The sequence below is a fragment of the Myroides sp. C1519 genome (assembly GCF_038039755.1).
Classification (GTDB): domain Bacteria; phylum Bacteroidota; class Bacteroidia; order Flavobacteriales; family Flavobacteriaceae; genus Flavobacterium; species Flavobacterium phaeum_A.
In genome coordinates this window covers 66,516-81,275 of record NZ_JBBPHM010000006.1, presented here as the reverse complement: position 1 = coordinate 81,275, position 14,760 = coordinate 66,516, and the positions used below count along the sequence as shown (strand labels likewise).

Annotated in this window: 6 protein-coding genes; all 6 read left to right on the top strand. The window is 34.5% G+C overall.

What is annotated here, in order from left to right:
• Positions 1-123 precede the first annotated feature (123 nt).
• The 6 genes from AABL81_RS05325 to AABL81_RS05300 all read left to right on the top strand — a co-directional run bounded on the left by AABL81_RS05325 (position 124) and on the right by AABL81_RS05300 (position 14,616).
• A complete protein-coding gene (locus AABL81_RS05325) occupies positions 124-8,487 on the top strand; it encodes a beta strand repeat-containing protein (protein WP_341340507.1) in 8,364 nt (2,787 codons plus the stop codon).
• Between the two features lie 412 nt (positions 8,488-8,899).
• The gene (locus AABL81_RS05320) at positions 8,900-10,453 is read left to right on the top strand and encodes a hypothetical protein (protein WP_341340506.1); all 1,554 of its coding nucleotides are present in this window, start codon (positions 8,900-8,902) and stop codon (positions 10,451-10,453) included.
• Positions 10,454-10,587: 134 nt separating this feature from the next.
• A complete protein-coding gene (locus tag AABL81_RS05315) occupies positions 10,588-10,878 on the top strand; it encodes a hypothetical protein (protein WP_341340505.1) in 291 nt (96 codons plus the stop codon).
• A 121-nt stretch (positions 10,879-10,999) separates the two neighbouring features.
• Positions 11,000-12,985 carry an alpha-ketoacid dehydrogenase subunit alpha/beta gene (locus AABL81_RS05310; RefSeq protein ID WP_341340504.1) on the top strand — a complete coding sequence of 662 codons (1,986 nt, stop codon included), beginning with the start codon at positions 11,000-11,002 and terminating at the stop codon, positions 12,983-12,985.
• 31 nt (positions 12,986-13,016) lie between these two features.
• Entirely contained in the window at positions 13,017-13,967 is a 951-nt protein-coding gene (locus AABL81_RS05305; protein WP_158211207.1) for a phosphoribosylaminoimidazolesuccinocarboxamide synthase, read from the top strand.
• A 13-nt stretch (positions 13,968-13,980) separates the two neighbouring features.
• Complete coding sequence (locus AABL81_RS05300) at positions 13,981-14,616, top strand: nitroreductase family protein (RefSeq protein WP_341340503.1); 636 nt, start codon at positions 13,981-13,983, stop codon at positions 14,614-14,616.
• Positions 14,617-14,760: the final 144 nt, after the last annotated feature.

Sequence of the window (14,760 nt, the reverse complement as noted above, 5' to 3'; positions counted from 1 at the left end):
ATAAACACAAAACAAGTTGTATTGTTTTGTAATAATTATTCAAATCAAAATCACAAATATTTTTTCAAAAACATTACTTCAAAACGGTATTGGGAAATGAAAAAAACCTCTAAATAAAATATTATGAACAGAAAAATTACATTATTATCTGCATTACTTTTATCAGGCTATACATTTGGGCAGGTAGGTATCGGAATAGAAAGACCGGCTGCTTCTTCAATGTTAGATATTGCTGCAACTTCAGATGCAGATAGAGGTTTGTTAATCCCAAGGATTAATTTAACTGATCTAAAAAGTAGTGCCTCATTTGCTGGTGGAAAAGCAGCAGAAAGCTTGTTAGTCTATAACCTTGGTACTAAAGGTACTTTACCAGCAGGTTACTACTATTGGATGGGTGGTCAATGGGTACGTCTAATCAATTCAGAAGACGTGAAAAACCTGGAAGGCTTTGACACACACAACAAGGAAATGGCAGTCAATCTTGTTAAGAAAACATTATTTGTAAAAGATTCTAAGGATCAAACTGTTGAGGTTCCCTTAAAAGATATAAACATTGTATCTACGTTGGAAGATGGCGAAAAAGGTATTTTTACCTATACAGATGAAACAAATAGAGTTACAAAAATTGATATCCCTTTTGAAGTAATAGATAATATTCACACAATTGTTAATGACCCAAAAGTTATTGCAGAAATCCTTCTTCAAATAAAAGCAAACGCAAGACATTTGGAAGGCGATAGTATTATTAATGTTGAAAAAGGAGAAAGAGCTGTACTTAACGATGTGAAGTTAAGTGTAAAGGATAAATCAATTACACCTTCTAAATTAAAAGCTGATAAAGCTGATGTAGGTAAAGTGTTGATGGTTGATAAGGATGGAGATGTTTACTATGCAGTAATTTTACAAGAGAATGCTAAAAATGAGAGTATTGCTGTTGAAAGTAAAGATGGAAAATTAGATGCCTCAAGTGTTTTATTTATAACAGATTCGGATGGTGATAGAATCGATATCGCTTTATCTGAATTAAATATTGTTTCAACATTAAAGGATATTGGTGAAGGCAAATTTGAATATGTTGATGAAAAAGGGGCTGTTGTTATTATTGATATTCCAAACTCAGTTATAAAAAATATTGATACTATTTTAAAGGTAACGGAAGTACAAGATAGTATATATAATACTATTGCTACTAAAGGTCAGAAGATTAATACAGATAGTATTATAGCAGTTACAAATGGAGATAAAGCTGTATTATCAGAAATAACTTTATCTGTAACAGATCACAGCATTACCAAAGACAAGTTAATTGCTACTGTAGCTGATGCTGGAAAAGCATTAGTTGTTAATGAAGATGGGAAATTACACTATGCCATTTTAGATGGTAAAAATACAGTAATCAGCACTTTTGTTGTTGACGGTGATAATTTAACGATAACGGACTCGGAAGATGATTCGTTCCCAGTGCCTTTAAGTGATATTAATATAGATACATATATTATTAATGATAGCAAAGGGAATTATACTTATTATAATGAAGCAAAGGCTTCATATAAGATTCAAGTTGTAACAGATGTTGTTAATAATATCCAAACAATCTTAGGTGATAAAACGGTACAAGAAAATATTTATACTACTGTTGCTTCTCAAGGTAGAAAACTATCGAGTAATAGTAATATTATTGAGGTGTCTGGAGGGGATAATGCTGTACTAAATAATGTGATTTTATCTGTAAAAGATAAGAGTATTACAAAAGATAAATTGATTGCAACAACTGCTGATGCAGGAAAAGTATTAATGGTTGATGATAAGGGAGAGTTTTACTATGCTAAAATAGCAGATGAGAATACTAAAAACAAGGCATTTGCTGTAACTAAAATAGGAGGCGAATTAAATAAGAATAGCGAATTTTCATTAGAAGATACAGATAAACACAAAGTAAACATTAAGTTATCTGAATTAAATATTGTTACTACGCTTGTTAAAGGTGTTGATGGAAAATATACGTATACAGACGAACAAGGAGTTGTTTCAACTATTGATATTCCTACTGATGTTATTGATAATATAACAACTATTTTAGGTAATGAAACAGTTCAGAATAGTATTTACGCGACTGTTGCTAATCAAGGAAAAGGGCTTAAAACAGATGCTTCTTTAAAAGTAGAAGGTGTAGCAAGTAAGGCTTTGTTGTCAGAACTTTCTATTAAAGTTGATACAGGAGGAATAAAGAACGAACATATCGCAAGTAGAGCTGTTACTCAGGACAAAATTAGTGCTATAGGAGCAGTAAATGGAGCAATATTAGTTTCTGAAGGAGGAATAGATAACCCAATGGCTAAGTTTGAAAGTGCAGAAACGGTTGTTAGTAGAGTAGCTAAAGGTGATATTGTAGAGAGTGAAAGTATTGCTGTTGAAGGAGGTAAAGATGTTCTTTTTGGTCAGGCATCCAAAGATGCTAAGTTGAGCTTGAAAACAGGGGGAGTTAAGAATGAACACCTTGCTGTGAAGAGTGTAACGAAAGATAAAATAGATTCTAAAGAAGCAGAAAGAAACACTGTTCTTACCGCAGATGGTAATGGAAATGTTACTTATCAAGCTCTTACCAGTGATATGATTTCTACTGCTGAAAAACTTTCAACAACGGGACCTATAAAGGTTAGTAATGAAGATAATAAAGCAACTTTACAACCAATTACTGTTTCCTTAGAAAAAGGAGGAATAACAAATGAATATATTGGTAACAAATCAGTTACTACAGACAAAATTAGTTCTACAGTAGTTACAGGAAATGCTAAAAGAGGAGAGGTCCTTACAGCAGATGGAAATGGAAATGTAACTTATTCTCCAATTGAAAATATAATTGCACCGAAAGCTGGTAATTTACAATCAGACGGAATTATTAGCGTATCTGGAAAGACGGAGGCTACAGGTGAAACTAATGGAGATAGAGCTGTTTTAAAAGATATCTATTTAGCAATTACAGATAAAGGAATTAGCACAGAAAAATTGGCAGATAAAGCGGTTACAACAAAACAGCTAAATGCTGAAGGGGCTAATAAAAATACTGTTCTAACAGTTGTTGATGGTGATAAAGTAGCATATCAAGCAATTACGGGAGATATGATTACTACAGCTGGAGAAATCAAAACAGATGGTATTGTTAGTGTTAGTGAAGGTGCTAACAAAGTACTTGCTGATGTTACATTAGGTATTACTGATAAAACTGTTACAGCTACTAAATTAGTTGGCCCAACTGGAACTGCTAATCTTGTAGCAACGACTGATGCGGCAGGTACTGTAACTTATAAAGCAGTAACAAGTGATATGGTTACTGGAGCAGGAAATATTACAACAGATAATGTTGTTACTGTTGTAAATGGTACAGGGAAAGTACTTTCTGATGTAGAGTTAGGTTTAGCTGATACATCTATTACCACTGCAAAATTGGTTGATAAGGCTGTTACTACTGATAAAATTAGTTCTGTAGTTGCTGGAAAAACGGCTGCTGAAAATCAAGTGTTAACTGCTGATGGACAAGGAGGAACGTATTACAAAGGAGTTGACACAATCTTTAACGAAAAGTCAGCAAAACTTTCTACTACAGGTCCTATTGTTATAGATCAGGTAGATAATAAGGCAACTTTACAACCGGTGAATATTTCTTTAGCTGATAAAGGTGTCACTAACGAGTTTATTGGTGATAATGCCGTTACTACAGATAAGATTGGCTCTGGTACTGCTGCCGATAAGACAGTTCTTACAGCAGATGGGCAAGGTAATGTAGCGTATAAATCATTTGGGGAACTTCAAGAAACAGGTTCTTTAAAGGCAGATAATTCAATATCGGTAAGTAGTGAAACTCAAAAAGCAATCTTAGGAAAAGATATTACTCTTAAAGTAAATGATAGAGGAATTCAAACAAAGCATATTGATTTTAAAGCAGTAACTACTGATTTAATTAGCTCTAAGGATATAGATGCAACAACTAATAGCAATTTTGCAGGAGGTGATATTTTAACTGCAGATGGTAGTGGTGGTGTTGCTTTTCAGCCTGTTTCAAATGCTGTGAAATCTTCGATGAAAGGGGATATAGTAGGAAATGAAAGTATAGAAGTTGATGGAGGAGAAAATGTTTTGTTTGGAGCTGACGATAAGAAAACAGCGTTAAGTTTAAAAACAGGTGGGGTTAAAAATACTCATTTAGCTGCAGGAAGTGTTGAAGAATCAAAAATTGCAACTAGTGCAGTTACAGCTGATAAAGTATCTGATAAGGCTATTACTAATGCAAAACTGTTTGGAGGAATAGTAGAAGGTGCTGATAATCGCGTGGCAATTAGTAATGCGGAAGGAAATGTTACTTACAAGCAGATTACAACAGATGTTATTGCTTCAAAAGGGAACTTGTCAGGAGATGCGATTATAGCAGTTGATAATGGAAAAAATAAAACATTAGGCGATGTTAATTTAAGTGTAAAGGATAACTCAATTGAAGCATCTAAATTTAAATCTACAGGCGCTACAGTAGGAACTGTTGCTACAGCAGATGGAGCAGGTAAAGTTAATTATCTGCCTATTACTTCTGCAAGTATCACAGATAAAGGAAATATTACGACAGATGGTATCGTCACAGTAGATGATGGAGTTAATAAATTACTTGCTAATGTAAAGTTAGGAATAGCTGATGCGAAAATTACAGAGACTCAATTAGCTAATAATGCAGTTACCACTGATAAAATAGCTGATGGTGCAGTTACCACTGATAAAATAGGAGGTAAAAATGTTACTATTGAAAAATTAGGGTCAGAAGAAGGAGAAGGTAAAATCTTAGTAACAGATGGAAATGGTGGCTTTGTTTATTCTACAGTAGCAGCAGAGCAAACGGAAGCTCACGATATAACGACAGACGGAATCATCGGTTTTGGAGATGGACAAGATGGAAAAGGTGTAGTTCTTCAAGATATAGAACTTAAAATCAATGAAAATTCAATTACTAAAAGTAAATTGACATCTGAAAACCAACCTGTTGATAGATTACTTGTAACTGATGGTAACGGAGGTTTTGATTATGTTGTAAAAGAAGCAGTCCAAGCTGGAGGAGTTGATATGTCAGTTGGTTCGTCATTAGAATTTATTAATGGAACAGAAGGTAAAAATGCGGTTCTTGCTTTAACTTCAATTGATGTCAAAGATCAAGGAATCACTACTACTAAATTAGCTGATAAAGCTGTTACAACTGCTAAAATTAACTCAGAAGGAGCTGCTGAAAATACAGTGCTAACTGCAGATGGTAGCGGAAATGTTGCTTATAAAGGAGTAGGTGAATTAGTATTCGATCAAGGTGAAAACTTAACAGCTGATGGTTCTATTTCGGTTACAGCGAATAATAAAGCTTTATTAAAAGCAACCGAAATTAAGATTGCAAATCAAGGTGTAGACAATGAACACATCAAAGTAGGTGCGGTACAAACAGCTCAATTAGCTGATAATGCGGTTACAACTGCTAAGATTAATCCAGAAGGAGCTGCTGAAAATACAGTGCTAACTGTGACAGCTGGAGATAAAGTTGCTTACAAGGGAATGGATGAATTAGTTTTCAGCCAAGGAGAAGCATTATCTGGAAATGGAGCAATTGAAGTTAAAACCGGTGCTAAAGCTTTATTGAAAGCCGCTTCTATAGATATTAAAACAGAAGGAGTTCAAACAGAACACTTAAAAAATAAGGCAGTAACAGCAAGTAAAATTTCTTCTGAAAGTGAGACTATCAATCACGTATTGATAGCTGATGGAAATGGAGGAGCGAAGTTTACAGCAATAAACAACCTGATAGATGTAGATGGAAAGAACTTGTCTGAAACAGCAAATGGTGCTATTGAAATTACAGGTGGTGAAAATGCTGTTTTAAAAGACGTGAGTATTGGTGTTAGAAATGGAGGTATTACAAATGCTAAAATAGCTAATAAGAATATTACTGCTACGAAGATGAATAGTGAAAAATCTTCGAAGGGTACGGTACTAACCTCTTTAGGAGATGGAGAAGCACAATATTTACCATTAAATACAAATGCAAAAACGTTAGATTCTGATACTTCAATTAAAGTCACAAACGCTGGTCAATCGGTATTAAATGATGTAAGTATTCAAGTTGCAGATGGTGGAATTGAGAATAAGCATATTGCAGCAAGTGCAGTAAAAACGACTCAATTAGCTGATAAGGCAGTTACTGCAGCTAAGATTAGCTCTAAGAAAGGTGCAACTACAAATGAAGCTGCTAATACTGTATTAACTGCAGATGGTAGTGGAAATGTAGCGTACAAAGCTGTAAGTGAAGTAATCACTAAAGGTGATTTGGGAAGTAAAGACACTACTATTAAAGTTACAAGTGGCAACGGGGCTGTATTGACAAATGTTGATTTAGCAATTAATGAGAGTTCTATTTTAGGAAAACACATTGTTGGTCAACAAGTAGATGCAACTAAATTAGGAGCACCTAAAACAGCAAATTTGGTTCCTGTTTCTAATGCAGACGGAACAGTTGAATACAAGGCAATTAAAGCAGTTGTAGATAACAATGCTGAAGATTTAGTATTAGGAAATGCTTTAGAGTTTGTTGGAGATGCAACGGGTAAAAAAGCTGTTAATAGCGCAGTAAATATCCAAGTTAAAAAAGAAGGAATAACAACAGACTTATTGGCAGGAAATGCGGTTACAAATGGAAAATTAGCTGATAATGCTGTTTCAACGAGTAAGGTTGTAACAAATGCAATTACTACAGATAAACTTGGAAATGCAGCTGTTACAAGTGCAAAAATTGGTGAAAGTGCTGTATTAGAATCTAAGTTAGCGAATGGAGCAGTTACAAATACAAAACTTGCTGCAGGAGCAGTAACAGTAGATAAGGTAAGTACTGTTTTACCAACTGGTAACGCGGCTACAGATGCTGTGTTAAGTGCAGATGGAAATGGTGGTGCAGTTTATAAAAGTTTGGGTACTCTTGTTGTAAATCACGGTCAAGATTTGAAAGCAGATGGTTCTATTGAAGTTGCTCCTGGTAATAAAGCTTTAATAAAAGAAACGGAAATTAAGATTGCTACAGAAGGAGTGGCAACAAACCATTTGCAAAACCATTCTGTTACAAAAGAGAAAATTAGTTCTAAAGTAGGAGATAGTAATGCTGTTGCAAATACGGTACTTACTGCCAAAGGTGATGGAACTGTAAGCTATAAGGGAATGGATGAGTTGTTGTTTGATAACGGAAAAGCAGTTACAAGTACGGAAAACTCTATTAAAATTGAGAATGGTGATAAGGCGGTATTGAAGCTAATGAAACTTGATATTGCAGATGGCGGAGTACAAACAAAACACTTAGTTGGAAAATCAGTTACACCAGATAAAATTAATTCTGTAGGTAAGCCAGAAAATCATTTTTTAGTGTCTGATGGTAAAGGGGCTACTGCTTTTAAAGATATTAATTCGATGTTAGAGTTGGGGGGAGCCGAATTGTCTGGACCAGGTGCTATTGAAGTAACAGACGGAGATCACGCTTTGTTAAACGCCGCTTCTATTGATGTTAGAGATGGGGGAATTACAACAGATAAGATTGCTGATGGTGCTATAGTAAATGATAAGATTGCATATAGAACAATAAATCCTGAAAAGATTCGTAGTGCTTCTAATGATACTTTGGGGGTACTAAGAGCTGATGGAAAAGGAGCTGCGGCTTTTACAAGAGGAAAAAAATTAACCCTTGGACATCCTTTACAGTATGGAGAAATGGAAAGTAATCAATTTGTTTTACTTTCTCCTTTGTCAATACAACTAGCACCGCTGGGAATTACTTCTGGTTTTATTGGTGAAAAAGCTGTTACATACGATAAGATTTCTTCTGGTAAATTCAAAAAAGGTTCTTTCTTAATAGCCGACGGAAAAGGAGGTGCAGAATATGGGATACCAAAAGATTATGGTAAAGCATTAACATCATCTGATAATTCTATAGAAGTTGATCATGGAATTTATGCATTAGTCGATCCAGCGTCAATTAAAATAGCAGACGGAGGGGTAAAAGAAAAACATATCGGAAACAGAGAGGTACATGAAACTAAAATTAGTTCAGTAAATAAAAATCAAGGTACTGTATTAGTAGCAGATGGAAATGGTGGTGCATCATTTCAGGAATTAAAAGCTGCAATGCCTAAATTTTTCTATATGCCATCAATTGCATTAGAAGTAAAAGCAAATGAGACAATAACTAAAGATATCTATGCTGATTATTTTAGACAATTCTCAGCACCAATGTATTCAAGTGTTGGAATAGATGGGAAATTACCTGTATTGCCTGCTAATGAATTAAATTACCATATTACTTATTATGATACTACTGTATTCGAAATAGTATCATTAAGTGAAGAAGGAGTATTGGTTTATAAAGTAAAAGGTGATGGAGTTGTAACAGGAAAAACTTTTATGAATATTGTATTAGAAGTGAAATAAGAACTTATTAATAATTTGAATTTTAAAAGGACAAGCAGAAATGCTTGTCCTTTTTTTATGGAACAATGAGCAGTTTGCCTTTTTTGTAAAGCAAAGTGTCTTGAGAAAATTTGAATTAAGTGTTTTTTGTTGCTTGTTTCGGGAAAGTAGTATAGTTGTTCGGGACTTGTTCGGAAAAAGGCCCCTTTTTCCGAACAAGTCTCAAATAGTCCTCGAATAATCTACGATTGATTACTTTGTTGAGCATTTATGATTCTTGCCGTTGTTAAGAATTGTAAAGTTAACCAAATAATTTTTTTAATAGTTTTATATAGTGTGATTTTGAAAGTTGTTTTTTTGTGTATTTTATGTTAAATTTAGGTAATAATGTTTGTGTTTATTAGAATTAGTATAAAAATCTAAATTTTTAATTATGAATATATTTAAAATAACAGTTGTGTTTTTAGTGTTTTCATTCATAAATATTTTTGCACAGAGTGGAAAAGTACACTATCCTTTTTTCTTGACACTTCAAGAGGGAACTGATGTTCCAAAAGGACTTTATTTACCAGAACGTGAGAAGAATAGTGCAAGATTTACTAAGTATGGTTTAAAGCTTACTCCTTTAGAACAACAGCGATTTGGTGCTGTTTTAATGGATGATATGGCTTTTATGTCGAGTAATGGTATTGATATTAGTTTTGAATTTAATGTTTATGATGGTCCTGAAGTAGAAGGAACAGATGGTTTTATTGTTTTCTTGTATGATGGAGCTACTTCTTCAGAAGAAATGCAAATGGGGGCAACAGGTCGTTCTATGGGCTATATGTATAATAGAGCTTCAGAGGATGAGAAATTAAAAAGAAGAAAGGGGTTGCCTAATGCTTATTTGGGAGTAAGTTTGAATATTACAGGAAATTTTAAAAACAGAGCATTTCAAAGTGATATAAGAATATCAGGAATAAAAGGTCATAATTGGCCAGCTTTGAATTCGTGGACTGTAGGGCAAAGTCACGTTACCTTAAGAGGGGCTGAATATAAGTTACCTGATGGTGATCCAATGCAAGGGTACAGAGGGTATCCTGTGTTGAAAACAGTGAGTACTTTGAAAACAGATTCTCAAACTAATGGTAGTGCTGAATTAAATGATGATGGTACTTATAGTTTTGGGCCAAGTTTTTCACAGAAAACTTCGTTTAGCTTGCGAAATGGAAAGGTTGCGGATAATGAAGATGATGAGAATTTTAGAAAAGCATTTATTAGTTTATTACCGCATAGAGAAGGTGGACTTGTTGTAACAGTAAAAATTCAACACGGTAAGGTGATTTCTACGATTATAGATAAATATCACTATAAAACAAAAGTGACTTATTTTGAAAATGCAGAGGCAAAGTTTGGTGATTTTACAACAAAGAAAAAAGAGAAGAATGTAGCAGGGGAAGATGTTAAGTTTGTTTTGGATGCACCGATTCCAAAAATTTTCAAGGTTGGATTTGCTGGGATTACAGGAGGACGTACAGATATACATATGATTCGAAATTTGTTGATTTCGGTACCTTATTCAGCAGTTGCGACAGATAAAAATATGACTGTATGTGATAAAACAGCGTCTAAGTTTTATGCATTTACAGATGATTATGCATATACTAATCATATATCAAATCCTATAGCAGGAAATGAAAATATAGATCCTGCGTCTTTTGTTTTTTATTCGAGTGATGGAACAACTGCTATTGAAGGGTATCGATATGCTGATACTAATGGTACGTGGATTTATGATCCTAATATAAGTTATATCACTTTTATACCTAATGATAACTTTGTAGGGAATAAAGCAACTGTGAGATATTCAATGAAAGCAAAAGAAGGTGGTACTTGGGAACCTTATGGAGATGAGATGTATAGGTCAAATCCGGCAAGTATTACTTTAACTGCAGAGGAATGCCCAATTTATGTCAACCCCAATATAAGAATGAAACCTAATTAAGGATAATCCCTAATCTTTTTCTGTGCTTTAAAGAAGATTTATTTTAGCTGTAAAATTATAATTCTATTTTTGTTTGTGAAATGTGATAGAAAAATGTCACTATAGTAATTAGAACAAAGAAATACAAAGTGCCGATGAATATTGTCTTGTGGATTATAGTTAGTATAGCGTTTTTAGGGAGTGTATTAATGTTTATTCCTTCCGTTATGAGCTTAGGAGCTCCTGTATTTAAAGCAGCAAATAATAAACAGAAGATACAATTTTTTGTATCCAGAACTTTTCTGTATTTAGTTTTGGCTTATCCGGTTGTTTTCTTTTTTAGTATTATCGGTTACCGTTTTTTTGACGTAAGTGTATTGCCTTTTTTACTTGTTTATTTATCTATTGTATTACTCTTGTTTTTAGCTTGGCGTAAGTCCTCTTAGATTATAAAGGGATGGTTAAAAATAAAATAGGGATTCTTTTATCTCAAAATGAGAGTAAAAAGAAGGTGGTAATGTTTTTTGATTCGCAAATATTCTTATTTTAGTTTCTTTAAAACCAACCATGAAACAAATAAACTATAACCGAAAAAAATTATCAGATCAAGTATTACTTGATCTTTACCAGAGGCTACTTAAACCTCGTATGGTAGAAGAAAAAATGCTTATTCTTATTAGGCAAGGCAAGGTAACCAAATGGTTCTCAGGTATTGGGCAAGAGGCAATTTCTGTTGGAATTGTAGCTGCTTTAGAGTCAGACGAATATGTTTTACCTATGCATAGAAACTTAGGAGTTTTTACTTCTCGAGATATTCCACTACACCGATTATTCTCCCAATGGCAAGGAAAAGCGAATGGTTTTACAAAAGGAAGAGAACGCTCTTTTCACTTTGGAACTCAGGAGTACCACATCGTTGGAATGATATCGCACCTTGGGCCACAGTTGGGAGTTGCTGATGGAATAGCCTTGGCACACAAATTGCGTAAACAAAAGAAGATAACGGCGGTGTTTACTGGTGAAGGAGGAACGTCGGAAGGAGATTTTCACGAAGCGTTGAATATTGCATCTGTGTGGGATTTACCAGTACTGTTTGTTATTGAAAACAATGGTTACGGATTGTCAACACCTACTAATGAGCAATATCGATGTAAACATTTGGCTGATAGAGCGCAAGGATATGGAATGGAAAGTCATATTATAGACGGAAATAATATCTTAGAAGTCTATACGCAAATTAGTGAGATTGCAGCGTCAATGCGAGAGAATCCACGCCCTGTATTGATTGAGTTTTTAACGTTTAGACGTAGAGGACATGAAGAAGCAAGTGGTACAAAGTATGTACCGCAAGAGTTAATGGATGAATGGGAACGCAAAGACCCGTTGGAAAATTATCGTTCCTATCTATTAGCAGAAGGTGTGTTAACAGCAGAAGTAGATGAGGTAATGCGTCAAGCATTTAAAGAAGAGATAGATAGAGATTGGAAAGCAGTGCAAGAAGAAGCGCCAATTGTAGCTAATCTGCAAGAGGAGTTATCAGATATGTACGCGCCTTTTGTTTACGAAGAAGTTAAACCATCAATAGAAAAGGAAAATATCCGTTTTATAGACGCTATTTCACAAGCGTTGAAAGAGTCATTTGAAAGACATCCCGAGTTAGTTATAATGGGGCAAGATATTGCTGAGTACGGAGGAGCATTTAAAGTAACAGATGGTTTTGTAGATCTGTTTGGCAAAGAGCGCATCAGAAATACACCAATTTGTGAAAGTGCTGTTGTCTCTGCAGCTATGGGGTACTCAATTAATGGAGGAAAAGCAATTATGGAAATGCAGTTTGGTGATTTTGTGTCAACAGGCTTTAATCCGATTGTCAACTACTTGGCTAAGATACATTACAGATGGAATGAAAAAGCGGATGTAGTAGTGCGTATGCCTTGTGGTGGAGGTACCCAAGCAGGGCCATTTCACTCTCAAACAAATGAAGCGTGGTTTACCAAAACACCAGGGTTGAAAGTTGTTTATCCTGCATTTCCAGTAGATGCAAAAGGATTGATGAATACGGCGATTAACGATCCAAACCCTGTTATATTCTTTGAACATAAACAATTGTATCGCAGTGTGTACCAGGATGTACCAAAAGATTATTACACGATTCCGTTTGGCAAAGCAGCAATGTTGAGAGAAGGAGGGGATGTTACCATTATATCTTTTGGAGCAGGAGTACATTGGGCGTTAGAAACTTTAGATAAAAACCCAAAAATAAAAGCAGATTTAATAGATTTGCGTACCTTACAACCATTGGATGCTGAAACTATATTTAATTCCGTTAAGAAAACAAATAAAGTTATAATTTTGCAAGAGGATTCAATGTTTGGAGGAGTTGCAAGTGATATATCAGCAATGATTATGGAAAACTGTTTTGAACATTTAGACGCACCGGTAAAACGTGTGGCAAGTTTGGAAACAGCTATCCCATTTGTGAAAGCTTTGGAAGATCAATATCTACCTAAAAATAGATTTGAACAAGCGTTAATAGAACTATTAGCGTATTAAGTAAGAAAGAACTACACAACTAAATAAAAATATGAATAACACAATCACAAAAACGAGTTTTGAGTTTCCAAATCAAAAGTCAGTTTATCACGGAAAAGTAAGAGAGGTTTACAATATCAACGACAACCTATTGGTTATGGTTGCTACGGATAGATTATCTGCATTTGACGTGATTATGCCAAAAGGGATTCCTTTTAAAGGACAAATCTTGAACCAGATTGCAACGAAGTTTATGGAGATGACCAGTGATATTGTACCAAATTGGTTAGTCGCTACACCTGATCCTAATGTTGCAGTGGGACACGTTTGTGAGCCTTTCAAAGTAGAAATGGTAATTAGAGGATATCTTGCAGGGCATGCTGCTCGCGAATATGCTGCCGGAAAAAGAGTTTTATGTGGTGTTACACTTGCAGAAGGTCTTAAAGAAAATGATAAACTTACATCACCAATTATTACGCCTTCTACTAAAGAGGAAATTGGGTTACACGATGTAGATATTTCAAGAGAGGATATCTTGGCAAGGGGAATTGTTTCTGAAGAAGATTATTTGGTTTTAGAACAATATACACAGGCGCTTTATAAAAGAGGGAGCGAAATTGCTGCGGCAAGAGGACTTATCTTAGTAGATACAAAGTATGAGTTTGGAAAGACAAAAGAAGGAAAGATTGTGTTAATAGACGAAATTCATACACCAGATTCATCGCGTTATTTTTATGCGGATGGTTATGAAGAACGTCAAGCAAAAGGGGAGGCTCAAAAGCAATTGTCTAAAGAGTTTGTTAGACAATGGTTAATTGGCAACGGTTTTCAAGGGCAAGAAGGACAACAAGTACCTGAAATGACAGATGAATATATTGCATCAGTTTCAGAGCGCTACATTGAATTGTACGAGAAAATTATAGGTGAACCTTTTGTAAAAGCAGATGTATCAAATATTAATGAGAGAATAGAAAAGAATGTTTTGGCTTTTTTAGCTAAATAATTAATATTGAAAAATGGAATTATTAAATAGTTTACAGTGGCGATATGCTACTAAACGTTACAATAGTGAGGTTAAATTAAGTGATGAGGTAGTGATGCAGATTGTAGAAACAGCACGCATGGCGCCAACATCATCAGGATTACAACCTTTTGAAATGATTTTAATTAAAAATCAAGAGTTAAAAGAGAAGTTGGTTCCTGTAGCAATGAATCAGGTACAAGTAAAAGAGTGTTCACATTTATTGGTATTTGCTGCTTGGGATACGTATACTGAAGCGCGTATAGATAGTGTTTTTGACAATATGGAAACTATTCGCGAGATGGCAAAAGGAGAAATGAACGATTATAAAAACTCGCTTAAAGCTCATTTTGGTTCATTAACAGAGGAACAACAATTTCAACACGCGGCAAGACAAGCATATATTGCATTTGGTTTAGCTATTGGAGCAGCGGCAGAGTTAAAAGTTGACGCTTCGCCAATGGAAGGGTTTCACAATGATCAAATGGATGAGATGTTAGGACTTACTGCAAAGGGATTAAAAAGCGTAACTATTTTAGCATTGGGAGAAAGAGATCATGAAAATGATTGGTTAGCTCCGATGAAAAAAGTGCGATTCTCATTAGAGTCAATTTTAACTGTTATAGAGTAAAAATAACAGTATCTAATAAAAACTTAAAACCCGTCTGATGACGGGTTTTTTTGTTGAAATACGATTATCATATTAATAATCTATAAATAGTGAATTAACAAAATATTTTGTTTTTGATAATTAAATGTGGGGTTGGTTATTAAA